General features: G+C 33.1%; 26 protein-coding genes. 10 read left to right on the top strand and 16 right to left on the bottom strand.

The features are described 5' to 3' along the window. Window positions 1-24 precede the first annotated feature (24 nt). From IPK14_01445 to IPK14_01435, 3 genes are read right to left on the bottom strand one after another with little or no spacing between them, the layout of a single operon-like run. Entirely contained in the window at window positions 25-573 is a 549-nt protein-coding gene (locus IPK14_01445) for an FtsX-like permease family protein (protein MBK7992102.1), read from the bottom strand. A 47-nt stretch (window positions 574-620) separates the two neighbouring features. After that, window positions 621-1,277: an ABC transporter permease gene (locus tag IPK14_01440; protein MBK7992101.1), complete on the bottom strand. Its 657-nt coding sequence runs from the start codon at window positions 1,275-1,277 to the stop codon at window positions 621-623. Between the two features lie 13 nt (window positions 1,278-1,290). Beyond that, entirely contained in the window at window positions 1,291-2,334 is a 1,044-nt protein-coding gene (locus IPK14_01435; protein MBK7992100.1) for an ABC transporter permease, read from the bottom strand. Window positions 2,335-2,691: 357 nt separating this feature from the next. Between IPK14_01435 and IPK14_01430 the strand changes: the two genes are divergently transcribed. Together IPK14_01430 and IPK14_01425 are read left to right on the top strand one after the other, a co-directional pair. Next, on the top strand, window positions 2,692-3,786 hold the full coding sequence (locus IPK14_01430; protein ID MBK7992099.1) for a radical SAM protein: 1,095 nt from the start codon (window positions 2,692-2,694) through the stop codon (window positions 3,784-3,786). 12 nt (window positions 3,787-3,798) lie between these two features. After that, entirely contained in the window at window positions 3,799-4,281 is a 483-nt protein-coding gene (locus tag IPK14_01425; GenBank protein MBK7992098.1) for a GGDEF domain-containing protein, read from the top strand. On the opposite strand, the gene hisA is transcribed toward IPK14_01425, so the two are convergent. After that, window positions 4,278-5,003: a 1-(5-phosphoribosyl)-5-[(5-phosphoribosylamino)methylideneamino]imidazole-4-carboxamide isomerase gene (gene hisA, locus IPK14_01420; GenBank protein ID MBK7992097.1), complete on the bottom strand. Its 726-nt coding sequence runs from the start codon at window positions 5,001-5,003 to the stop codon at window positions 4,278-4,280. The genes IPK14_01425 and hisA overlap by 4 nt on opposite strands. 150 nt (window positions 5,004-5,153) lie before the next feature. Then, window positions 5,154-5,855, bottom strand: a complete 702-nt coding sequence (locus tag IPK14_01415) for a response regulator transcription factor (GenBank protein ID MBK7992096.1) — start codon at window positions 5,853-5,855, stop codon at window positions 5,154-5,156. 375 nt (window positions 5,856-6,230) lie between these two features. Here IPK14_01415 and IPK14_01410 point away from each other — a divergent pair, with 375 nt between their 5' ends. Both IPK14_01410 and IPK14_01405 read left to right on the top strand, forming a co-directional pair. Then, the gene (locus tag IPK14_01410; protein ID MBK7992095.1) at window positions 6,231-6,422 is read left to right on the top strand and encodes a hypothetical protein; all 192 of its coding nucleotides are present in this window, start codon (window positions 6,231-6,233) and stop codon (window positions 6,420-6,422) included. Window positions 6,423-6,431: 9 nt separating this feature from the next. Beyond that, window positions 6,432-7,397 (top strand): rRNA methyltransferase, encoded by a 966-nt coding sequence (locus IPK14_01405; protein ID MBK7992094.1) that lies wholly within the window; start codon window positions 6,432-6,434, stop codon window positions 7,395-7,397. A gap of 10 nt (window positions 7,398-7,407) precedes the next feature. Here the strand turns inward: IPK14_01405 and IPK14_01400 are convergent, their stop codons facing one another. The 3 genes from IPK14_01400 to thiE are packed head-to-tail and all read right to left on the bottom strand — an operon-like array spanning window position 7,408 to window position 10,078. After that, a complete protein-coding gene (locus tag IPK14_01400; protein ID MBK7992093.1) occupies window positions 7,408-8,145 on the bottom strand; it encodes a hypothetical protein in 738 nt (245 codons plus the stop codon). Window positions 8,146-8,172: 27 nt separating this feature from the next. Then, window positions 8,173-9,372 (bottom strand): PilT/PilU family type 4a pilus ATPase, encoded by a 1,200-nt coding sequence (locus tag IPK14_01395; GenBank protein MBK7992092.1) that lies wholly within the window; start codon window positions 9,370-9,372, stop codon window positions 8,173-8,175. Between the two features lie 52 nt (window positions 9,373-9,424). Then, on the bottom strand, window positions 9,425-10,078 hold the full coding sequence (thiE, locus tag IPK14_01390) for a thiamine phosphate synthase (GenBank protein ID MBK7992091.1): 654 nt from the start codon (window positions 10,076-10,078) through the stop codon (window positions 9,425-9,427). Window positions 10,079-10,188: 110 nt separating this feature from the next. Between thiE and IPK14_01385 the strand changes: the two genes are divergently transcribed. The 4 genes from IPK14_01385 to IPK14_01370 all read left to right on the top strand — a co-directional run bounded on the left by IPK14_01385 (window position 10,189) and on the right by IPK14_01370 (window position 14,386). Then, entirely contained in the window at window positions 10,189-11,124 is a 936-nt protein-coding gene (locus IPK14_01385; protein MBK7992090.1) for a GMP synthase, read from the top strand. 81 nt (window positions 11,125-11,205) lie between these two features. After that, window positions 11,206-12,108 carry a TIGR01777 family protein gene (locus IPK14_01380; protein MBK7992089.1) on the top strand — a complete coding sequence of 301 codons (903 nt, stop codon included), beginning with the start codon at window positions 11,206-11,208 and terminating at the stop codon, window positions 12,106-12,108. Between the two features lie 38 nt (window positions 12,109-12,146). Beyond that, window positions 12,147-12,995 (top strand): formylglycine-generating enzyme family protein, encoded by an 849-nt coding sequence (locus IPK14_01375; protein MBK7992088.1) that lies wholly within the window; start codon window positions 12,147-12,149, stop codon window positions 12,993-12,995. A gap of 14 nt (window positions 12,996-13,009) precedes the next feature. Next, entirely contained in the window at window positions 13,010-14,386 is a 1,377-nt protein-coding gene (locus IPK14_01370) for a protein kinase (GenBank protein ID MBK7992087.1), read from the top strand. A gap of 2 nt (window positions 14,387-14,388) precedes the next feature. Here the strand turns inward: IPK14_01370 and IPK14_01365 are convergent, their stop codons facing one another. The 8 genes from IPK14_01365 to IPK14_01330 form a co-directional block, all read right to left on the bottom strand. Beyond that, a complete protein-coding gene (locus IPK14_01365) occupies window positions 14,389-17,166 on the bottom strand; it encodes a protein kinase (GenBank protein ID MBK7992086.1) in 2,778 nt (925 codons plus the stop codon). A gap of 277 nt (window positions 17,167-17,443) precedes the next feature. After that, a complete protein-coding gene (locus tag IPK14_01360) occupies window positions 17,444-17,872 on the bottom strand; it encodes a DUF393 domain-containing protein (GenBank protein ID MBK7992085.1) in 429 nt (142 codons plus the stop codon). A gap of 14 nt (window positions 17,873-17,886) precedes the next feature. Beyond that, window positions 17,887-19,044 carry an aminotransferase class I/II-fold pyridoxal phosphate-dependent enzyme gene (locus tag IPK14_01355; protein ID MBK7992084.1) on the bottom strand — a complete coding sequence of 386 codons (1,158 nt, stop codon included), beginning with the start codon at window positions 19,042-19,044 and terminating at the stop codon, window positions 17,887-17,889. Window positions 19,045-19,073: 29 nt separating this feature from the next. After that, a complete protein-coding gene (locus tag IPK14_01350; protein ID MBK7992083.1) occupies window positions 19,074-19,742 on the bottom strand; it encodes a hypothetical protein in 669 nt (222 codons plus the stop codon). Between the two features lie 24 nt (window positions 19,743-19,766). Next, entirely contained in the window at window positions 19,767-19,928 is a 162-nt protein-coding gene (locus tag IPK14_01345) for a hypothetical protein (protein MBK7992082.1), read from the bottom strand. Window positions 19,929-19,950: 22 nt separating this feature from the next. Continuing rightward, on the bottom strand, window positions 19,951-20,439 hold the full coding sequence (locus IPK14_01340; GenBank protein ID MBK7992081.1) for an FKBP-type peptidyl-prolyl cis-trans isomerase: 489 nt from the start codon (window positions 20,437-20,439) through the stop codon (window positions 19,951-19,953). A gap of 5 nt (window positions 20,440-20,444) precedes the next feature. After that, the gene (locus IPK14_01335) at window positions 20,445-21,803 is read right to left on the bottom strand and encodes an FAD-binding oxidoreductase (protein ID MBK7992080.1); all 1,359 of its coding nucleotides are present in this window, start codon (window positions 21,801-21,803) and stop codon (window positions 20,445-20,447) included. Between the two features lie 6 nt (window positions 21,804-21,809). Next, window positions 21,810-22,196 carry a DUF309 domain-containing protein gene (locus IPK14_01330; GenBank protein ID MBK7992079.1) on the bottom strand — a complete coding sequence of 129 codons (387 nt, stop codon included), beginning with the start codon at window positions 22,194-22,196 and terminating at the stop codon, window positions 21,810-21,812. 287 nt (window positions 22,197-22,483) lie between these two features. On the opposite strand from IPK14_01330, the gene IPK14_01325 reads away from it, so the two are divergent. Next, window positions 22,484-22,870, top strand: coding sequence for a YbaN family protein (locus IPK14_01325; GenBank protein MBK7992078.1), 387 nt, complete (start codon window positions 22,484-22,486; stop codon window positions 22,868-22,870). A gap of 226 nt (window positions 22,871-23,096) precedes the next feature. Next, the gene (locus IPK14_01320) at window positions 23,097-24,914 is read left to right on the top strand and encodes a hypothetical protein (GenBank protein ID MBK7992077.1); all 1,818 of its coding nucleotides are present in this window, start codon (window positions 23,097-23,099) and stop codon (window positions 24,912-24,914) included. Window position 24,915: the final 1 nt, after the last annotated feature.

Below are 24,915 nucleotides of genomic sequence, written 5' to 3'. Positions count from 1 at the left end.
TACTTTGTATTTACTGATTATTTATTATTCATAGCGTAAACATTCTATAGGATCTAGTTTAGCAGCTTTTGTTGCCGGCCAGACACCAAAAACTAAACCTATTAAAACAGATACTACTAAGCCTAAAGTTACAGCCCATAGAGGCACAACACCTGGTAATGAAGGCACCAGTAGACTAATTAATTGTCCAAGGCCAACAGCTAACACAACGCCTAAAACACCCCCTAAAAATGTTAGTGTCATAGCTTCAACAAGAAATTGAGTAACAATATCTTTACTTTGTGCGCCAATAGCTTTGCGAATACCTATTTCTTTAGTTCGTTCTGTAACGCTTACTAGCATGATGTTCATAACTCCAATACCACCAACTAATAAGCCAATACTAGAAACTAAAATTGCAATTATACCTATCCCCCCCATAATTGAATCAAATTGTTGTACAAAACGATCTGCTGTACCTAAATCAAAATTATCTGGTTCATTAAATTTTACACCCCTTTGACGACGTAAAATGTCTTGGGATTGCGATAAAGCTTGTTTCAACATTTCTGAGTGGGATTGAATAATTAGCATTAAGGTTTCGCTACGAGGTGAAACTTTTCTTGCTGTATGATATGGGACTAAAATATCATTATCTTCGTCATTTTCTCTAAAAAACTACTTTTTCTTTTTTCCAAAACTCCAACAATTTCAAATTCTTTACCCACAAAAGTAACTTTTTTTCCTATTGCTTGAGAATCACTTTGAAAGAGTGCGTTAGCAACATTAACACCTACCACCATAACATTGCGCTTATGTTGGTCATCAACTTCAGTAAAAAACCTACCTTGTCCAACAGATAAATTAACTATTTGGGCATAATTTGCTGAAACTCCTGTAACATTGCCCCGACGATATTTTGTTCCTTTATATTCAATTCTACTATCTGACCAATTAACAAATAAGGAGTTAGCCACATCTTTTATCGCGCTAGCTTGTGAGCGAAGAATTTCCCCATCTTCTTCTTTTAGAGGTTTTCTAAGCCGTTCTGCTCTATCTCGTCCACCTACACGAGGGCCCGTAGAAAGATGAAAAGCATAAATATTATTTGTTCCATATTCTTCAATTACATTAACTAAATTTTTTCTAAGTCCTGTTAATAAAGATGCTATTGCAATAACTGTCATTACTCCAATAACAATACCTAGTATAGTTAAAAAGCTACGAAATTTATTAGCTTTTAGATTTTCTACAGCCATTACAATGATTTCAACAAAAATTAACTTTGGCTTTTTCATTTCTACTTGCTCCTTAATTCTTAGTTAATGCAATAATTGGGTCTAGTTTTGCAGCTTTATAAGCAGGATAAATTCCAGCAATCACACCTATTCCACCAGAAACAAGTATTGAAAGTAAGACATAAGCTGGAGTAATTGTCATTGGTATTGGAGTAGCAACTGTAATTAATTTAGCTAACCCACTAGCAGTAACTAATCCTAGTACACCGCCAATAGCAGAAAGTAGTGATGATTCAATTAAAAATTGTAAAAGTATCTGACCTCGTGTTGCTCCTATTGCTTTACGTAAGCCTATTTCAAAAGTCCGTTCAGTAACACTTACTAGCATAATATTCATTACAACAATTCCACCAACAAGCAAAGAAATTAAAGTTATAGGAACAACGACCACAGCAATAGCACCTGTAAATTGATCTACTTGACCATTTAGTTGATCAACATTAATTAAGCCAAAATCATCATCTTCATTGCCTTTTAATTTATGTTTATTGCGCAGGGCTGTTCTAGCTTCTTCTATGGCCCTAGAGAAGACTTCTTTATCAGAAGTTTTACCATGTAGGGTAAGGCTTTGTTGACGGCCAAAAATATGTCCATAAGTAGTAACAGGCAAGTAAATTTGGTTATCAAAAGATTGACCAAACATTGAGCCTCGTTTTTCTTCTATTCCAACAACTCTTAAAGGGATTTGTCGAACTTTAATAGTTTTGTCTATAGCATCCACATCAGGAAAAAACTTATCTTTTACATCCATTCCAATTACACAAACCATTGCAGAATGCTCAACTTCTGAAGGCAGCAAAAACCGACCATCAACAATGGTTTTGTCTTCTATCTCAACCATATTTGCTGTGACTCCAGAAACCCTTGTCCCTAACAGTTCCTTACCATCAAATTTTAGATCTATACCATTATTAACTTGTATTCCAACCGTTTGACAAGTATTACAATTATCACGTAGCCAATAGTAATCTTCCCATGTTAATCTTTTATTGCGTCGATCCATCTTATCCCATTCATCATCAGAAATATTACCTACCGCAGCTATTCGAGCAACCATAAAATGGTTAACACCTAAAACACGAGAAACTATATCTGTTACATAAGTATTAAGACCATTAATAGAAGCTCCTACTAGTACAACAGAAGCTACGCCAATGATAATACCTATTAAAGTTAAAAAAGCACGTAATTTATGGGCAAAAATTGATTGAAGGGCAATTCTAAAAGTATCTAAATAAAGGAATATTTTTTCATAACCTTAAGTATTATTCAGTATCAGGAAAATAATGTTTAACATATTTTCTGGCCTGCTAAAATCAAGCATCCATCAATAAATCAAGAGCTAAAAATAGACAACAAATAATAAACGTTTCTCAAAGCGACTTTATTAACAAAAAATTTTTGGAGAAATATTTTGCCAGTAATTACAGAAAAATTTCGTCAAGCGCGTAAGTTGCGAATGCAGGGAATAAAAGAGGGTAAAGTCCTAACTGGGCCTCAAACCGTGCATATAGATTTAGCTAACGGCTGTAACACCAATTGCACAACTTGCTGGGATCACTCACCTTTGCTTTATTTACCTCGATCAATGGAGTGGAAGCGTAAACAGTTTGATTTTGAAGCATTTATAGAGCTAGCTAAAGACCTTGACAGCCTAAATTCTGTTGAAGCCGTGATTTTATCAGGTATGGGAGATCCTTTTGTTAATCCTGCTATCTATAAAATCATTGAAGTATGCAAGGGCTATGGCTGGCATGTTACTGTACTTACTAACGCACTTTTAGCTAATGCAGAAAAAATCCTCTCGTTAAATGTGGATATGATGTTAATTTCTGTAAATGGTGTTTCTCCAACATCTTATATAGCATTTCATCCAAATTTAAGACCTGCTGATTTTCAAAAGCTTTGTCAACTTTTGGAAACTTTTGCTTGGGCTGGTAAAAGATTTAAGCACGTCCAAGTAATCAATTATGATACAGCAGCGGAACTAGTTGAAATGGTTAGGTTTGCTGATAAATATAATGCTACTAGCATTACTTATAAATTAGCTAGTTTAAGCCAAGGAACTGAACGTTGTGCGATTACAGAAGAACAACAAAAATTACTACTTGATGAGCTAATCCCATTAGCACGCCGTGAAGCTGCTAAATTAAATGTAACAACCAACTTAGATATTTTTGAAAAACAAGTTGCGATTGGAGGCTTGTCAACAGCACCTATCAAAGAAGTAGGCTGTTTTATGGGTTGGAATTATTCCCGTGTTACAGTGGAAGGAAAAATTTTATTTTGCTGTTCAACAGAAGTAGAAGTAGGAAACTTAGCTGAAGGTAAATTTTCTGAACATTGGTATAGCGAAAAATGGCAAGCTGTCCGTGAACGGCTTATGCAAGGGCGTTATTATCCAAGTTGCGCACAATGTGGCAAGCTAAATCAAAATGTTAAAATTGGAGCAAAAGTAAAAGAAAAATTTGGTGAAGAAATATATTTTCTACGAACAGGAAGAAGTTAAAAGAGGTTGAAAATGAAAGATGAATTAACAGGCTTGTTAAATCGTAGATTTTTAATTGAACAACTAGATAAACTTTTAGAAAAAACAAACAATCCTGTTTTTTCTCTATTATTTATTGATATAGATTTTTTTAAAGCAGTTAATGATAATGGTTTTCTTGTTGGAGATAGGATTTTAGTTAAAATTGCAGAAGAGTTATCAAAACAAGTTCAAAGCCGGGGTTTTGCAAGTCGCTATGGAGGCGAAGAATTCGCAATTTTACTGCCAGAAATTAATGTACAAACTGCAACAGAATTAGCTGAATCTATACGTACAGCAATAGAAAATACTGACTTTTTCCCTCAAGAATACTATAACCAAATAACAGTTACTATTCTTGTAACAGAACTTTCAAAGAAAGCTAGCCATAATAACGCCAAAGAAATACTTAAAGAATTGGATGACTCGCTTTTTGAAGTTAAAAAGTCTGGTCGTAACCGAGTTAAAGTTATTTAAGCAGCAATTTCTAAAGCTTCTTTTAGAGTAAATTTTTGCTCATAAAGAGCTTTTCCAATAATGCAACTATCTACACCATAACTACTTAAAGCTTTTAAGGCGCAAATATCAGCTAAAGAGCCTATACCACCAGAAGCCGTTACTTTTAATTTGCTACTTTCAGCTAAATGTTTAGTCATCACTAAATTTGGGCCTGTTAGCATTCCATCTTGTGAAATATCTGTGTAAATTACTCGCTCAATTCCTAGCTCAGAAACTTGTTTAGCCAAAGTTACTGCGTCTATTTCTGTAATAGTTTCCCAACCACGAGTTGCAACTTTACCATTTCTAGCATCTATGCCAATGGCTAAATATTTTTGATATTTTTTGGCTAAATTAGTTAATAATTCCGTATTTTCAACCGCTATTGTCCCAAGAACAATTTGACTAACCCCTATTTCTATAAGGTTTTCTACAGCTTTTTCATCTCTAACACCGCCGCCAAATTCTACTTTTGCGTTTAACTCATGGCAAATTTTCTTAACAATTGACAAGTTTTCCGTCTTTGCACCAGCAAACGCTCCATCAAGATCAACAATATGAATCATTTGCGCCCCAACAGTTAAAAAGCTACTAGCAACAGCTAATGGATCTTGATCATAAACTTTTACTTTTTCCTTATCACCTTGAGTAAGACGAACACAACAACCATCTTTTAAGTCAATTGCTGGCAAAATTAACATCTCTATATATCCTTAAGTTATAATAACAGCAAAAAACTAAATCAAAAAGAAAGCGTAAACAACAAAAAACTAAACTACTAGTTTAACTTGCTGATCTTTCGCTTGTTTATAAATTAAACTAATTTTTAATCCCTTTAATTTTTAATCTGTCTATAAAGGCTGTTGATAGAATTTATAACCTATTCCAGGTTCAATTAAAATATAATGAGGCTTTTCTGGATTAGGCTCTATTTTATTACGTAATTTATTTATTAAACTTCTTAATTGCTGACTATGTTCTAAGCCATCAAAGCCAAATAAACGGTTCATTAAATTTTGGCGTGTTATTATTTTTCCTGCATTATTCGCTAAGTATATAAGTACATCATATTCTACTAGTGTTAATTCCACTTCCTTTCCACTAACTAAAACTCTTTTGTTACTAAAATCAATCCCAATATCACCAACTTTTAAGTATCCTACCTCTATTTCTGTATTGCTACTTCTTCTTAATGTTACTCTCATTCGTACTAGTAAATCATTCAAATTAAAAGGCTTAGTTATATAATCGCATGCTCCTAAATCTAAAGCTGTCTTTTTATCATCTTCTAACTGCCTAGCTGAAAGAATCATTATTGGTACTTTAGATATTTTACGCACCATCTTACATAAATCAAAACCTGACAACTTAGGCATCATTAAATCTAAAATGATTAAATCTGGTATTTTCTCATTAATTAACTCTATTGCTTCTAAAGCATCAGAAGCAACTTTTACATCATAACCTCTTGCTAAAAGACTATTTTTCATTACACGCAAAATTTGCGGTTCATCATCTACTATTAAAATCTGTGATTTGTAATTTGTTGTCATAAGCCCCTCGTTTCTATTTTATTTTCTAAAAGTTTTGTTTAGTTTGAGAGGAAATGGGACTATTTTACTATGTTGTTTAACTTTTGTTGGTTTATAAGGTTTTATAAGATTTTATAGCCATTACATAAGTAACCAACTCAAATACTTTGTATAAAATATTATAGTTGATCTATTACTTATAATCTTGTTAATTTTGCATTAAGTCTTTATTTTTCAACAAAAAACCTATTAGTTTTTTGTTAGTTTTTATACATTAATCGCATTGTAAACAAAGAAAACAATAGGTAGTTGAAAAATACTAATAATTATAGTAAAACTACAAAATGTTAAATAGTTTTTATCTATTCTAAAAAATATACTTAAAAGGTTAATTTTATGACCCATCTTTTTAATTGTTTTGGATGTAACCAACTAATACAACGTGCTTTAATCCAAGAAGAAAAGTTTTATTGTATACAATGTCTATCTAATCAATCAACAGGAGAGCTAGAAGCATTGTACCTAATAGAAAGTTCTGTAGAAGTGGCAGAAGTAGAAGTATTAAATGAAATGTTAGCTATACGCTAATTTTACCATATGTCTTTACCTAATGAATTAGCTAAAGCTATAGAAACAGAGTTAACTACAATAGATTTTTCTCTTTTTTCTAAAGCAATAGAGGAATTATCCTTACGCTACCGCAATAGCGAGAAAGTATTAATTTCCTCTACTATACATCGTCTTGCTTATATTGGAGTAAGACTTCCTGCAACTTATGCGGTAATAAAAGCAGTATTAACACAGTTAAAAAAAGTTTTACCTAACATAGAATTAGCTAGTTTATTAGACTTAGGTGCTGGCCCTGGTACAGTTGCTTGGGCAGCATTAAATCTTTTCCCAGCAATCAATAAGGTTACTTTGATAGAAGACGATAAAAATATGCTAGCTTTAGGTAAGAAATTATCTAACAACAATGTTAGTCTTAAATCTGCTGAGTGGCTTAACTTAAATTTAATTAAAGAGCATCAATTTTCAGCAAATGACTTAATAACTATTTCTTATGTTTTAGGAGAATTGCCTTTAGTAGAAAGAAAAGTTTTAGTTCAAAAAGCCTGGCAAGCAACAAGTAAAATACTTTTATTAATTGAACCAGGAACACCAAAAGGGTTTAGTAATATTTTAGAGGCTAGAGAGCAGTTAATTAGTTTAGGAGCAAATATAGTAGCACCTTGTCCACACCAAGAAATTTGCCCGATGCAGGAAAACGATTGGTGCCACTTTTCTGAGCGGTTGCCGCGCTCAAGCCTTCATCGTCGAGCAAAAGCTGGATATTTATCTTATGAAGATGAAAAATTTTCTTATCTTATTGTTTCTAAAGATGTTGTAAATAGACCTTTTGCCCGTATTATCCGCCATCCATTAAAAAGAAAAGGTCATTTACAATTAAGTTTATGTACTAGTAACGGATTAAAAAACCTTACGATTTCAGCTAGTAAAGATAATTATAAACTAGCAAAAAAATCCGATTGGGGAGATAGTTTAGATCTTAGACAAGAAGAATAACTTTTTAATTTTATAAAAAATCTCCCCCTCCAGCCTCAAAGTATGGACGATATAATTCATTAAAATCTTTTAAGCTTTTTTCCAAGACTGCTGGCAAAGATTCTAAATCATCAGTATTTACCGTTAAATTAACGCAATTAAGAAATGCCATATAGGTATCTAAAGTTTTTACTTGAGGAGAAACTAACACAACGTAAATACGGCGGCGATATTTTGGCATTAAAGAACTAACATGCCGTAGTACAGCTATACCACCTTGGCGAGCAGCATCAAATTGAGGGTCTAGCACTAGCATATCTACTTTAACACCATGCATTATTTCTAAAGCTTGTGCTGAACTTTGTGCTATATGAGTATCATAATTATTTGTTATAACTTGCTCGATTATTTGACGTTGGTTTTGATCAGCACAACAAATTAATACATTTTTACGCGCCCAGGCATAAGGCGTTTTAGAAGGATCTGGCGTTTTTGCTGCTACTGGAGTAGTTCCACCACTCATCATCTGCATAAATGCCATTAAGGTTTCCTGCATATTAGCCGGGCCACCAGCTTTAGCATTTCCTGATCCCATAACGTTAGTACGAGCCATTGTACTATCAACTTTTAATGTTGGTTCTGGTTTAGGAGGGGGAGACATAGTTACAGATTTACGACAACGCGGGCATTCCATAGTAAAAGCATAGGGTGGAGCTTGGCTATCATCAATATGAACATCAAAACCACAAGAAGGACACATTTGGTTCATAAAAATTTTCCTTTTTTATTTTCCTTTCTACCTTTCTATTAAATTACGCATTGAGCCAGCACCAAAAGCACTACTTCGGCCACCATCTCCACGACTATTATCTTGGCTTCCAACCGAAAAGTCACTAGAAGTTCCAAGACCTGATAAACGAAGTTGTAAATTGCTTGGGTTAGTTGAGAATGAGAGTCCGTCTTCTTTAGTTATTATCCCTTGACGAATATATTTTTCAATTACTTGGTCAAAATGTTGCATACCTTCTAATTCCCCATCATTCATAGCATCTAACAAGGTCTTGCCTTCACTTTCACCTTTTTCAATATATTCACGAGTTCTAGGAGTAGATTTTAAGACTTCTACTATAGCTATTCTTCCTTTTCCATCGGCTTTTGGTAATAATCTTTGTGAAATTATATAGCGAAATGACTGCGCTAGTCTTACCCGAATAATATGTTCTTCATTTTTAGGATAAAGTCCTATGATACGATCTATTGTTTTAGAAGCATCAGTAGTATGCAGGGTAGATAATACTAAGTGACCTGTTTCAGAAGCTTCTAAAGCAATTTCTGTTGTTTCTAAATCTCTCATTTCACCTACTAAAATTACTTTTGGAGCTTGGCGCAGTGCTGCGCGTAAGGCTAAAGCAAAAGAAGGTGTATCACTACCTAACTCACGTTGATTAATCGTGCAATTTTTATGCGAATGTAGGAATTCTATTGGATCTTCAATAGTAACAATATGATAGTATTTTTCTCGGTTAATTTTATCAATAATTGCTGCTAAAGTGGAAGATTTGCCGCTACCTGTTGGCCCGGTAAGTAAAACAATTCCATTTTTATAAAAAGATACTTCCCCAAGTTGTGGAGGTAGTTGCAGAGATTCTATAGAAGGAATATCTGTAGGAATAACCCGCATTACAATACAATAAGTGCCACGTTGAGAAAAAATATTAACCCGAAATCTTGTACGCTGATGGATACTAAAAGAAATATCTACAGAACCATTTTTTAGTAGTTTTTCGGCGGCATCTTTATTACCAGATAGTAAAGACATTGCAATAACTTCTGTTTGATATGGAGTAAGTACCCGTAAACCCTTGATTTCTACTGGCGTAAGTTTACCATTTACTTCTACTTGTGGAGGTCGTCCAACAGAAAAATTTAAGTCACTAACATTTTCACTAGTTGCTAACATTTTCTCAATTAATGGTGGGAGTTCAAAAAAACTCATCTTACTTGCCTCCTTAAGATTATACCTTACTAAATTTTACCAGTAGACTTAATTAAATTTTTGTAAATGGTTCTAATTCAATTAAAAATCTGTTAGTACGTTCGCTAATATTACCATATTTTAGTAAATCAGAAATTATAGCCACACAACTAGCCCCTGTTTCTAAAACGTCTTTAGCTGTATTTAAGGTAATTCCCCCAATAGCTACAACAGGTTTGCTAACTAATTGACAAACCTTAAATAATAATTCTAGTCCTATATAACCACCCTCTTCAGCACTAGCTTCAGGTTTTGTTAGGGTGGGAAAAATAGGCCCAACCGCAATATAATCAATGGGGCGTTTATCTGCTAATATTGCTTGTGCTAATGAGTGTGTTGAGAGGCCAATTATAGCATCCTGGCCTAAAAGCGAGCGAGCCTTTTCTGGGTCTAAATCATCTTGCCCTAAATGAACACCATCAGCTTCTACCATTAATGCAATATCCACACGGTCATTTATAATCAACCTAGCACCTTTTCTACGCGCTAACGTAACTGCCTGCAAAGCAGTTTGATAAAAATCCCCAGTAAGTAGTGATTTTTCTCTTAATTGAATTAATTTTCCACCACCTTCAATAATTTCTTCAACAATTTGTGGATGGGTTAATCCTGTAATTTCTCTATCTGTTACTGCATATAACCCTTTATGATTAAATTTATTTAGCATGAATTATTAATAAATAGAAGGTTTTTCTAGGTGTTTTTAGTTGGCAAACTGGGTTATTATAAACAGAAAATTTCTATTCGTCACCAAAAATTTTTTACAAATCAACTATTATGAGTAATTTACCTAAATCTGATTCTATTTCCGTTGCTGTGTTAGACCTAAACGATGGTTTTAAGAACCAGGGTATTAGTTGCATATACCAACTACTAGATGATTCTCAGCAAAATTGGAAAACTCGTCATAATTATGACTTAAACCTTAAAATAGAGCATTTCCGAGTAAGAGATTTTGGAGAAGTCCCAAAACACCGTTTTGATATTTATATTTCTAGTGGTGGCCCAGGCTCACCTCATGATGGAGAAGGCAAACAATGGGAAGTTGATTATTTTCAACTCCTGGATGATGTATTTGAACATAACCTCCATAGAGAAAGAAAATCTTTCTTTTTTGCAATTTGCCACTCTTTCCAAGTATTAACTAGGCATTTTGGCTTTGCAGAAGTTTGTGATGCGCCACGCTCGGTTTATGGAATTATGCCCGCTTACCCAACACCACAAGGGGCTACATCCTATTTGTTAGAAGGCTTAGGAGAACGTTTTTTTGCCTTTGAACGTCGTAATTATCAAGTTGTCCATCCTGATGCTTCGGCTCTTTCTGCTTTAGGTGTAAAAGTTTTAGCATTAGAAAGTAGACATGGTTTAAGGGGTAAAGCCCTAATGACAATATCTATTGGTGAGGAAATCCAGGCTACTCAATTTCATCCTGAAGCTGATAGAGATAGTATTTTACGTAATTTCTTAGATCTAGAAAAACGAGAGCATATCCTAGCACACAATGGAGAAGAGCTTTTTAACAAGATGCTAGCAAGTCTTCAAGCAGAAGATCGCGTTAAACGAACACATGACTTAATTATTCCAAGGTTTTTAACAAAGGCTTATCATCATTTATTATCAGTAGATAGCCGCAAAATTTCTCGTCTGCCTCGTACACCTTACTTAGTAGATAATCCACAAACACTTCCAGAAGACTTACTTTATGAAGTTTAATATAAATACAGGGTTGTAAGTAACAACCCTGTATCTACTACAAAAACTTACTATTTAGGAGTATTTCTTGTGTCATCAAATATTTCTCAAGTATTAGTTACAGGGTCAACAGGTTTAATTGGATCAGTACTAGTAAAACCACTAGAGCAATCTGGTTATGCTGTAAAAAAGCTAGTTCGTTCTGCTGCTGATCCAAAACTTAATAAATTTAGCTGGGATCCTGAAACAGGAAATATTGACCCTTCAGTTTTAAGCAATGCACATGCTTTGATCCATTTAGCAGGAGAAAATATTGCTGAAGGCAGATGGACAGAGGAAAGAAAACAAAAACTCCGCAATAGCAGAATTAAAGTAACCAAAAACCTTTGTAATACTTTATTAAAATCTAAAGTTCCTCTTAAAGTAGCTATTATGGCTTCAGCTATTGGTTATTATGGTAATCGTGGTAGTGAAGTGTTAACTGAAGAAAGTAGCCCAGGCACAGGATTTTTAGCTGATCTAACTAAGGAATGGGAAGAAGCAAATAAAATCATCTCTGATAATGGTATTAGGCTTATTAATTTACGTATTGGTATAGTTCTTAGTCCTAATGGAGGAGCTTTAAGTAAAATGATGTTGCCATTCCAACTAGGTTTAGGAGGTCAGCTTGGCGATGGAAAACATTATATGAGTTGGATAGCATTAGATGATGTAATTAATATAATTTTATTTTTGTTAAAGAATCCAGAAATATCTGGAAATATTAATGTTACTGCCCCAAATCCAGTTACTAATGCAGAATTTACTAAAGCTTTTGCTAAGGTATTATATAGACCTAGTTTTTTTACTGTGCCTGCTTTTGCTGCTCGGATTGCTTTTGGAGAGCTAGCAGATGAAGCATTATTTTCAAGTTGTCGGGCTATTCCAGCACGACTTCAAGCAAGCAGTTATAAATTTCTCTACCCTAATTTACTCCCTGCTTTAGAACATTTATTAAAAAAATAATTGTTATTTTTTTAATAAATCTTTAGTAAACTTAAGGTATGTTAAACAGCTTATCCAATTTTGAATTTTCAGTTCCAATAGTAGATGACTTTGGTCGTGTAGTAAAACGCCGTAAAAAAACAGCCAACTGTTATATCCAAGATCTTGAGGGTGTAGCTTTAGAAATGGTCTATATTCCATCTGGAAACTTTTTAATGGGAAGTATTGAAGGCGACCAAGACGAAAAGCCTCAACATCTAGTAAATGTCCCTGAATTTTTTATAGGCAAATACCTTGTTACACAAGCCCAATGGAGAGTTATTGCTAATTGGCCTAAAATTAACCAAGATCTGCCAGCAGAAATCTCTATGTTTCAAGGCGATAATTTACCTGTAGAACAGGTTTCTTGGTATGATGCGATAGAGTTTTGTGCTAGATTATCAGCTAAAACAGGACATTACTATCGTCTACCCTCAGAAGCAGAATGGGAATATGCTGCCCGCGCTACTACTACAAGCCCTTTTGCTTATGGTACAACAGTTACCACAAGACTAGTAAACTATGATGGTCAAGCCCCTTACGGCCAGGCTCGCAAAACTATTTATCGCAATTGCACTACTGCTGTAGGAAGTTTAGCTAATGCTAACCTTTTTGGACTCTATGATTGTCATGGAAATGTCTGGGAATGGTGTCAAGATGTTTGGCATGATAATTATGAAGGTGCGCCAGTTGATGGTACTGCTTGGGTAGTGGGAGAAAAACCAAATTTAAGGGTTCTACGTGGGGGTTCCTGGGACTATTTTGGTTATGGATGTCGTTGTGCTTTTCGTGATAGAGCAACAGTTCATATTAGAAGCCCTTTTAATGGTTTACGCTTAGTTATGCACATAGAACAAACTATTAATTAGACTAACTAACTAAAATGGATAAACATTGTATTTTAATTGCTGATGATGACACTATGACTTTGAAAATCCTTGAAAAGGCTTTTCAAAGTTTAGATTGCAAAGTAATTACGGCTCTAAATGGGCAAGAAGCTTTAGAAAAATGTTCAGAAATTCAGCCTAGTTTGATTATTTCTGATTGGCATATGCCTGTATTAGATGGTATAGACTTATTTTTTCATATAAAAAACTCTCCTGCCTTGCAACATATTCCTTTTATATTTCTTACTACTTCGGATGATGAAGAAACTAAAATTGCCCTTTTAGAAACAGGTGTTGAAGATTATTGGAACAAACCTTTTAATGCTAAAGAAATAATTGTTAGAACAAAAAAAATTCTAAGTAGACTTACTTTATCTCAAGTAGTCCCACAGGTTATAACTAACCCACCACAACAACCTAATGATAATACTGATGCAGTTACTAAAGCTGTTTTATCACCGCCAGATTTTTTAAATTCAGCTTCATCTGATTCTTTGGTAAATTATGATGAACCAAACGAAACCTATTTACACGTCAGCAAAACCTTAAATAATAGGTATAAACTACTAGAACCTATTGGCCGTGGTGGAATGGGCATAGTTTATCGAACGCATGACTTACAAAAAAATCAAGAAATAGCTCTAAAACTACTACGCCGCGAATATGTGTCAAATAGCGTTGAAGTTCGGCGATTTGCCAGAGAAGCTTCAACAGCCTTAAGAATTAAACATCCAAATGTGATTGAAACCTATGAATATGGTTTAGTTGCTTCTGGTCAAGCATTTATCACAATGGAAATACTCACAGGTCATTCACTAATGAATGAGCTAAGAAGAAATATTACCATTCCAAAAGACTATGCTCTAAAAATAATGAAACAGGTTTGTTTAGGTGTTTTAGAGGCTCATAAACAAGATGTAATTCATCGAGACTTAAAGCCAAATAATATTTTTCTAGTATATTCCTCTAATAATGAGCCTGTTGTTAAAGTACTGGATTTTGGTATCGCTATACTACAAGCAAAACAAGACGACAAAAAGGCCGCCCCAGAACGCTTAACAGACCCTAATATTATAATTGGAACTCCAGAATATATGTCTCCAGAGCAAATAAATAAACGAGATGTTGAAAAAGAGACAGATATTTATTCATTAGGAGTAGTTTTTTATGAGATGCTTACTGGGCAAGTGCCATTTTTGGGGACGGACGTAGAAATACTAATAGCTCATATTAGTAAAAAGCCAACTCCTATTAATCAAATAATACTTATAGAGCCGCAGCTAGCTAGTTTAATAATGGCTATGCTTGCTAAAGACCCTAAAGATAGACCAAGCTTAGAATTAATAATTACTACATTAGAAAAATATATATAAACCTATGGTCTTAAAGCTTCTTTAGCACGTTTTGCTAAAAGGTGTCCTGGCATAATTTCCAAAGCTTTATCAAACAGTAAATAAGCTTGTTTTGGCATATTCATCCTTTGATAAAGTAATCCAAACTCTACATAGTAATCTGCATTTTTTGGCTCAAGTTCAATAGCTTTGCTAAATTGTTCTTTTGCTTTAGTTTGTTCATTAAGATGAAGCAAAGTACGAGCTAAAAATACTCGGTATTCTGCATGTTGTGGGGCTACATCTACAGCAGCCTGAAAAGCATAATAGGCTTGTTTATATTCATAAGCTTGAAAGTATTTAATCCCCTTTTCAAACATACTTTGAGCAGCCAGATTTTGTTGTGGGGTTGCAGTCCTATTTTGATAGGGTTCTGATGTTCGATTAGAAAAATTACTTTTAGGATATCTATCAACTTTGGAATTAGCCAAGTTATTAGCATTATTACTAGCTCTATTTTCTACTCTAGCAGGTTGGTAAACTTTGTCGTTTCTTGCATCATTTGGAAGTGTAGCTTTAGCATTTGAACTAGTAGTCCTAAAACTACGATCATAGTTTTGTCGAGTAGTTAGATTGATTAACACTCGATAAGCCTCAGAAATACGGGTAAAAATCTTCTCTAAATCATTGTGTAAACTAATGTTATATTTAGCTAATTGAGCGTTATTATCTGGGTGAAATTTCTGTGACTGTTCTGCGTAAGCACGTCTAACTTCTTCCTCTGTAGCACTTCTAGAAATACCTAATAAAGCATAATGATTCATACTATCTAAAGTAGTATTTATTTTCTCTACTTCATAACAAAAATTTGCCGCGCTTTGCATATCAAAAGCAGGTGTTTTTAGTTTATGGTTAACTATTATTTGAGAAATTGACATCGCCTCTTCATCTTGTTGAACAGGTTGTTCTTCTTTAACCCATTCTAATAGCCCAACAGCTACTAAACCGCAAAGTGTCCTAATGGTTTCATCTTCAGGAAGTCCACCCATAGAAAGAATTTCTTCTATTGAGCGAGCATTTTCAATACGCGAAACAATAAAAGCTTCTTTAGGGTTAAGGCTTATTGATTGGTAGAGTAAAAAAGGATCTTTTGTTACACAAAGTTTCCAACGAAAATCACCTAGCCATTTTTTTACTAAATCAATGTTTTGGATTCGTCTTAGTCCTTCAAAAATAATATCTGCTGTAGAGAGTGAAACTTTTATTGAGCTTTTTCTAGCTGCTTCTCTATAAATTTCATAACGTCCATTTTCCCATGTAAAAAGCGAGTAAGTAATACTACAAAATTGTTCTGAAATTAAATCTTTTAATTGTTCTGGAGAAATCCAGCCACCTTTAATTAAAGCTGCGCCAAAGCGTAAGTTTTTTTCTTTAACTAATTGAGAAACTTGGCTAAAAGTTTTTTGGTCAATGCGTCCTATTCTAACCATTGTTTCGCCAAATCCATCTTCGGGCAAATTACTTTTAGCATAAACAATAGCACCTTGGTCAAAATAAAGTGTTTTAGTAGTATTTGTATTAAGACAAGTGAGCCTACCGCTTAAACGCTCTCTATAAATACGTCTTAGCAAAAATGGGAAAGGCATATCATAAAAATTGCCTCCCTCATCTGGTGGGCCATCACCCGTACTATCAAATTGTGATTCCATTGCTCCAGAATTTTCGCTAATAGGAGATGTCCAAGTTTCTACTGGAGGAACATAATTTTTTGGAGTTGGTAATGAAAGGGGTTTTTGTTCTTCGGCAGTAGGGCTTTTAGTCTTTTCAGCTATATCTTCTAATTTATTTACTACATTGTTTTGCTCTGATAAAACTTTAGTATTAATAAATTCTGAAACAAAAGCATTGGATCGCTTGCCATATTGAGTAACAATTTTTTGTAGCCTACGCTTTAGCTCTGTAGCACTTTTTAATCTCTTACTTAAATCTACTAGCAACATTTCAGTTAAAAGCTCGGCTAATTCCCAACTTACTTGTGTATGGGATTCCCATTCCATATGTTTAGTCGTATGGTTAAACATTTTACTAGGATGAATCCCTGTCAATAAATAAAGTATTGTAGCACCAGCAGCATAAAGATCGCTTTGTGGCACAGGTGAACCTATTATTTGCTCTGGTGGTGCATAACCTGGCGAGCCAATTAATGTTTGTATATTACTTTTTATATTTGTAGATTGATAAACTGCTCCAAAATCTATTAACTGTATTTTGCCATTATCATGACGCATTAAGTTTTGAGGTTTTATATCTCTATGAATAATTGGAGGGTTATGACCATGTAAATACTCTAAAATGTCCGCTAGTTCTACCAAAATAGTACAAACATCTTGTTCCCCAAAAGTTCTTTTACGTGATTTTAATTCATCATAAAGAGTTTGGCCTGGAATCCAATCTTGTACTAAGTATGAATACCCGCTATCAGTAAAATAAGCATAAAGTTTTGGGATCCCAGGATGTTGTAAGCTTAGTAAAACCTTTGCTTCACGCTGGAAAAGTCGTTCGGCTGTAACGGATGGATCTTCTTCTGCATCCTCAATATTATCTGTAACATGTGGAAAGAGTTCTTTTAATACTCTATATTCCCCAAAACAATCTCTATCTTCTACTAAATAAGTAATTCCAAACCCCCCTTTGCCAATCATTCGGTCTACTTTATATCTATTACGTAATACTTTACCTGCAAATAATGACCGACAATTTGAACAACGTTCCGTAGATGTCACCCTAGTATCAACGCAACGAGGATTGGAACACTTTACCATTTTAGGAAAACTCCCTATTTTCCAACAAATTAAAAGCTTAAGTCTGTTTATTAATTAGCAAAATTTTTGAAAATTAGCCAGAAATAATTTTAGTTTACTAGCAAAATATAATTTTACTATCTATATTCCATTTAACATTAAGACTATTAGTTTATTTCCATTAGAAAAACTGGAAGAACAACCTATTTAATTAACCTATTATTCCTAAAATATCACCTACTAAAAATAAACTATCTTTCTTATTTGCATACAACTAAAAAATTACTTCATTAATTATTTAAGCCATATCTATAAACCGAGCGCGAATTTCTGGGGTAGGTATCATACAACTGTCATATTTGCCAAAAACTTTATAGCGATTCTTAGCAAATAGATCATAAAAAAAATCTCTTAATGCTCTAGGAACTATACTAGTTAATTGAGCAAGTTGCCAAATTCCTCCAATGTGTTTTGCTATTGTAATTATAGCTTCAGAGCGAACTAATATTCGCTCTGAGTTATCGGAAAGTCGTTCTAGTAAGATAACTGAATCTATTTGAACCAGTTCTGGATGACGTAGCATAACTGCTTTACCAAATTCACTTTGTAAGGGTGCAAAGAGTATTTTTCCCTTTTTATCTATCTTAATGATTGTTTGTACTGTTTGGTTACAAAAACCACAAACACCATCATAAAGCATTACAGGTGAATTATCTTTATCAACCATAAAGTTACCAAATGTTACTTAGCTAAAGCTTGCTCAAAATCTGCAATTAAATCTTCAGTTGCTTCAATACCAACAGAGAGGCGAATTAATGTATTAGTAATTCCTATTTTTTCACGTTCGTTTTGCGCTATTCCAGCATGAGAAGTAAAAGCAGGTTGGCTTATTAAAGTTTCTACCCCGCCTAAACTTGGAGCTTTAAGAGGGATTGTTAAGTTTTTAATAAAGTTTAATGTTGTTGCCTGATCACCTTTTAATTCAAAGCTTATCATCCCACCAAAACCATCAAAAAGTTCTCTTGCTCGTTTGTGTTCTGGGTGTGTTTCTAAACCAGGATAATTAACTTTTGCTACTTTTGGATGAGTACTTAAAAATTCAGCTATCTTTAATGCACTCTCATTTTGACATCTAACTCTTAGAGCAACAGTTTTTATTCCTCTATGAAGCAAATAAGCCGCGTGTGGGTCTAGACTACCACCTAAATGATTAAGTTTATGAGTAAATTTTTCTACTAACTTGGCTGAACCCACAACAGCACCAGCAACTATATCAGAATGTCCATTTAAGTATTTAGTACAGCTATGTAATGTTAAATCAAAACCAAATTCTGAAGCTTGAAAATTAACTGGAGAAGCAAAAGTATTATCAATTAAGGAAATTAAATTATTTTTACGAGCAAATTCAACTATAGCTTTTAGATCTGCTACTTGTAGTAGTGGATTAGTAATAGATTCTACATAAATTGCTTTTGTATTAGGCTTTAGTTTAGCTGCCCAACTATTGGGATCAGTTCCATCAATAAAGTCATAGGAAATACCAAAACTTTCTAAATCTTTACTAACAAAGTCATGTGTTCCACCATAGAGACAATTTTGAGCTAAAAGATGATCACCTGCTTTTAATACAGCTAAAAGTGCAGTAGTAATTGCAGCCATACCACTAGCAGCCACTTGAGCGGCTTCACCATTTTCTAATGCAGCAATTTTTTTGCTCACTGCAATGTGATTTGGTGAATTATTAAGTCTTATATATCTAATATCGTGGTAGCTATTTTCTCCTTCATATTCAAACATAGCTGTTTGAAAAATTGGCATACTTACCGCGCCATCAATTCTAGGTTCTGGCTCACCAGCATGAATAATTTTTGTCTCTAAACGCAAAGTATCTTTTGTCATACATTTAAAAGTCCTTAATAATTTTTACTTTATTTTGAAAGAAATACTATTTCTTCACTAATATTTTGCCTTGCTATCTGCTCTAATTTTGCCAGTTCACTAGTAAAAAAGATATGTTCTCGTGCCAAAAAGCCACTAAGTATGCTTTTGCGACTACGACGATATAAAAACCAAGGCACCCAAGAATATTCTTTTCTAATTGCTTGATGATATTGCTGATAAATTTCTGGACTAGCTCCTAAAATTGATAAATCTAGGTCTAAAAATATTTTTCCATCTTCATTTAATCCATTGATATTATGGGTTTTAGTAGCAATTATCATTTTTTCTACTAAATTTATGGTAGCAACAGGAATATTTAATTCTGTTAAAACCTTTACTGCAAGTTCTGCACTTTTTTCTTCATTACTACTTTTTTTTGTGTTGTAAATTATGTCATGAAACCAAATTGCTAGACGTACCGAGTTATAATCTTGAAAATAATCTTTTAATTTTACTGCCGATTTTAACAAAGCTTGTATATGACTTAAATTATGATAAAATCGCTTTTTTTCTGAATATTTTTCTAGTATTTCTTTAAGATATTTGTTGGCAATTTCTTCTTGAATTCCATAATTAGCTAATAACTCCCTCCACACTATTTGCAAGTAGTTCAAGCCTTGACTATCTAGTTGAAAGAAATTTTCTACATTAGTCATATTTTTATATTTACTAGTTTTTTATTAACTTTTTTCTTCACTATCTTTAGTAAATTTATCTACTTCATATTTTAAGTTTTCTGTGTAATATTCCCACTGAGGATCATCTTTGAAATTGCTGTAAGTAACTCGATGTAGAATCATTACCAGTAGTTTTAATACTAACGCCATAAATCTATATTGCATAATTAATCCTAAGTTTTCATAACTAAAGTTCTATATTAAGCAATTCAACATCAAATATAAGTGTTGTATTAGGTGGTATTCCACCGGGACTTCCCTGTTCACCATAACCTAAAACTGGAGGGATAATTAGCCGGCGTTTTCCGCCTACTTTCATTGTTGTAACACCTTCCTCTAACCCTTTAATTACTTGTCTTAACCCTAAACGAAAACTAAAATTTTCACTGCGATCTTCTGAAGTTTCTACTACTTTACCACTAGTTAATCTTACTGTATATTTAATAATTATTACTTTGCCCCTAGCTGGACTAGCTCCTTTGCCTTCCACTAAATCAATATACTTAAGTCCAGAAGATGTCTTTGTTGCCTGTTTTTGCATCTCCTTATAATTAAATTCTTCTTGCTGAAAACCTGTTGAACTTATTTTATTAGTTGTACTAGCTAAATTAGGTAAAGTTAAAGCACTAACAGAAATACTTAATGATAAAGTTAAAACTATAAGTTTTAATAACATAGTGGTTAAATTCCTCCAACAAATCTACCAGGATTAAGTATATTTAATGAGTCTAATTTGTTTTTTATTGTTTTCATTAGCATAACACTAGCAGGAGGTGTTCCCCAAGTATCTAATAGTCCAATAAAAGCATCATCCATTAAAATTAAATGTCCTCCAATTTTTTCAGTAAAATTTCTTATCTGACTAAGTGCTGCAACTAACTCGCCTAGTTTATAGGCTGTAGTTTCATCTAAGTTATCTAAATCATTGATAATAAAATTATTAATAAAATTTTGATCAAAAAATCCCTGAATAGTTCCTTTTCCTGGTTGAACTAATAAATAATAATCTTTTGTTACTAAATTTAGTGTTTTAGTAATTTCACTAACTAGCCCTAACACTTGGGAAGGCAATACAGCAACTTGAAATTGACCAAAAATATTTGGCTCTTCTGCAAAGTCTACCAATTTTTGCCAGCTAAGATAATCTTTATCAGACTGATATATCGTAATAATTTCTTTTGTTAAATTTTTCCAAAATGTAGAAAGCGTTTCTTGTTGGTATTTAATAGCATTTGTTGAGCCAGCAAATTGAGCAATTAAAAGTGAGTGGTTTTCTTTTATCTGTATTTGAGGAAAATAAAGCTTTGCTATTTGTTGGTTAAGTAATTCTAAAGCAATGGGTTGTAATTGGCTGCTTAACAGATTATTTATTGCTACAGCTAAATTACTAGAAGTAAATTCACCCAAGATAATAGCTTTATCTAATGGCTTAGGTCGTAGCTTAAAGCTAGCTTCAACAATAATAGCTAGCGTCCCAAAGCTACCTGTATAGAGTTTCATTAAGTCATAGCCAGCAACGTTTTTTACTACTTTTCCACCTGCTTTAGAAATTGATCCATCAGCACCTACAACTTTGATTCCTATTAACCAATCCTTGATAGTTCCATTAGCTAGGCGTGTTGGGCCATAGCTATTAGTAACAATAACTCCTCCAACTGTAGCTTGTTTAGCAAAAGGTGGATCTAAGGGTAAATATTGATTATGTTGGTTTAAGCAATTTTGAAAATCAGCAAATGTTGTTCCAGCTTGAACAGTAGTTGTAAGGTCTGCGCTTTCGTGAATTAAGATTTGATTTAGCTTTTTGGTAGATAGAAAAAAATCTGCCTTAGCTGGAGGATTACCTATTTTTAGTTTAGTACCTCCTCCTATTGGTAAAACCATTAATTTTTCCTTATTTGCTAACAATAAAACTTCTGCAAGCTGTTCAATAGAATGGGGATAAACTATTGGTAGAGTTTTATTCTGAAGATATTTTAATTTATGTTGATAACTGCCAATTTGGTCTTCAGTTAAAAGACTAGCTAGCTTTTGCAATAGCAAAGCAATTTACTCCTCTAAAACAATGATTGGATGTGGTAAACCAATATTTCTGCTTAACATAGTTTCGCCGTTTTCTATCACATCAGCAAGAAAAGTTCGTAAGCTTTTACATAAACCTAGTAATTCTAATGACATATAAGGAGTAGGGAGATTTTCTAGTTTTTTAAGTGCATTGTTAATACAAAGATGTGCGCCACGTGTATTATTTCGCTCATAATGAAGTAGTGCTGCTGCTGCTTGGATTAACCCTTGATAAAAAAGCTTTTCATCCCCTTTAGAGTGTTTCCAAATTTCTTCCCAAGCCTCATGTGCTTCCCAATATTTTCTTTGATTAAAAAGCTCTATTCCTGTTAAATATTCTGTAAAATAGAGTTGCTTATATTTTTCATTCATTAAAATTTTTTATTTTATTATAGCGTAAACAAAGTTAAGTCAGTAGAAATTAAACTTTTGACTGCCGAAGATACGACGTAATTGTAGCCTAGGGTTTGGTAATGTGCAAAATGTAATGTTAAAGAATAATTCATTTTGTCTACAACTTGTTTTCTAGGAAATTTTCAATAACCATTCAGCCTTATATTTATATCACTACCACCGCTCAAAAGACCTATAGCAATCTTGTTTGAAGCTTACAAGTTATTTTATTATTACAACAACTCTCTTAAATTTCTGCAAATCCTATGGAGCTTAAAATGTTTATAAGAGTTGTATTAAACATATTTGGAACAATATTTTTAGGGCTTGCTGTATTAGGGATATTTCTACCACTTTTACCAACAACCCCATTTTTACTTCTAGCTTCTGCTTGTTATGTTAGAGGTTCTCAAACCTTACATAATTGGCTACTTAGCCATAAATACCTAGGCAATTATATTAGTAATATCAAAGATAAACGAGGTATGCCGCTTAAAGGAAAAATCATTACAATTTGTTTTCTATGGCCGTCTTTAATTTTTTCTATCTATAGAGTTGATTATTTAGCAGTAGATCTTATTTTGTTAATGGTAGGTATAAGCGTTACAACCTTGATATTAAAACTTAAAACCTTACAAATAGCCCAAAGCTAATTTTCCTGTAAGAAAACAGAGATTAAAACATAACCTAATATTATCAGACTAGGCCATAAAAAATAGTAGTGTTTAATGATAATCATGTGGTATAGTCGTAAGCCATTTCATTAAGAATAATAGTTTTATTTAATAAACATTAAAAATTCATTAATGATACTAACTTTTTATTTTAAACTTAGTATCATTATCAATAAGAACAAAGTAAGTAATAAGGATTAATATTATGAAATTAAATAATAGTAAAGAAGAGCCTCTTACACCAATTTGTACAACAGAAAATATTCCTTTGTTTGTAATGTATATCAAAAGTGAGTTATCCAATGACCATAAAGATAGACTAGACAAACACTTACAAAACTGTATTGACTGTAAAATGAATCTTGCATATGTAAAAGAAATTTTACAGTTTAAACATCCTATTTCTATTGACGAAAAGACCTTATTACTAAAATGTTTAACAGATCCCCTTTTTTATTACTTTATTAACAATGTAAAAAAAGAAGTTTTTAATGATGTAAAAAACTTGATCCAAGAAAAACAAATTGACGATAGCAAGATCAAAAATATTAATAAAACTTCTACAAACAACATTAAACAACCAAATAAACCTAATGAATACAATAAAAAGACTATTTACCCAAAAAGCACTTATTCTTACTTAATGCTAGCAACTTCTATGGCAGTATTTCTTATGCTAGGTAGTTTTATATTACTAGGTCTTGGCATTAAGTATCCGGCATTGCAAGCTTACTTACCTTTTTCAAAACAAGTTGGTGCTAAAAATTCAACAGATTTAACCTCAAATTTAATAGTTAACGCCAAGGAAAATAATCTTTATCAACAGCTAGATAGTGCTATTGATGAGTATTTGAAGGCAAACAATAAAGAATCTTCTGAAAAAGCTCAAATAATAGCTAAAGATATAAAACTACGCTATGAAGATAATTATGGTATAGATTTGGTTAAGTATTATAAAAGTGTTCCTGACTCAGCAATAAAAATACTAGCTGAAAATCGCAAAAAGTTATCTTCCCTAACCGAACAACCTATTAATGATAATTATGATAAGAATTTAGTGGAATTAGAAAAAATAGCTCAAAGTTTTACTTCTTATGGAGATTTAATTGATGCTCACAAAGCAAAAATCTTAATAGCAAGAATAAAGGTCAAAACTTTTAAGTATGATGAGGCGGAGACTACTATAAATGAAGGGTTAAGTTTTGCTCAAAAAAACAATTATTTAATGTTGGAAAGCTATTTTACACTTTGGCAAGCAAAGCGTTTGGTAGAAATTCCAGATTTTTCTCTAGCACAAGACCTATTTAATAAAACAATAGAGCTTGGAAAAAAATTAGAGATAACAGAGCTTTTTGTTAGCTCTAGTATGACGCTAGCAGGAATTTACTTAAAAAATGATGATAACGAACAAGCCTTAAAAGTAGCTCAAGATGTGTTAGCTAATGCTAAAAGTTATAATGTTGACTATACAGTTTCTTTGCTACAAATGGCAGGTGTAGCGGCTTTTAATAATAAATTTGATGAATTATCTAAAACCTATTTAAATCAAGCCATTACGCTATCTGAAGAACATAAAAAGCCCCATTTACTAGTAATGTCATATACATTTATGGGGTTAACTCTGTCTGAATCTAATCAATTTTCACAAGCAGAAGATTTTTACTTAAAAGCAAAACTAGCTGCTAACAATATTGAGCAAACAGATACAAGACTAGCAATTTTATCAATAACCTTGGGCTATGAAGCAAAAACCAAACTAAACCAAGGAGATTTACAAACAGCAACTAAGCTTTATCAAGAAACTTTGACTATTATTAAGGATTTAAAAATCAACAATGATTTAGAAATATCCCAATTAGAACGGGGGCTAGCAATAGCACTAGAAAAATCTGGTAAAGAGGCACAAGCACAAGAACATTTTGCTATTGCTAAAACCCATCAAAGTATGGCTGAAAGCAAAAAAGAAAATGCTAATTTTTTACTTTCTTTCTTGCCCAGCAAATACAATCCTAATAACCAATAAG

This window comes from Blastocatellia bacterium (assembly GCA_016713405.1).
Classification (GTDB): domain Bacteria; phylum Acidobacteriota; class Blastocatellia; order Chloracidobacteriales; family JADJPF01; genus JADJPF01.
Note: the sequence above shows the minus strand (reverse complement) of the source record. Positions and strands in the feature narration are given on the sequence as shown.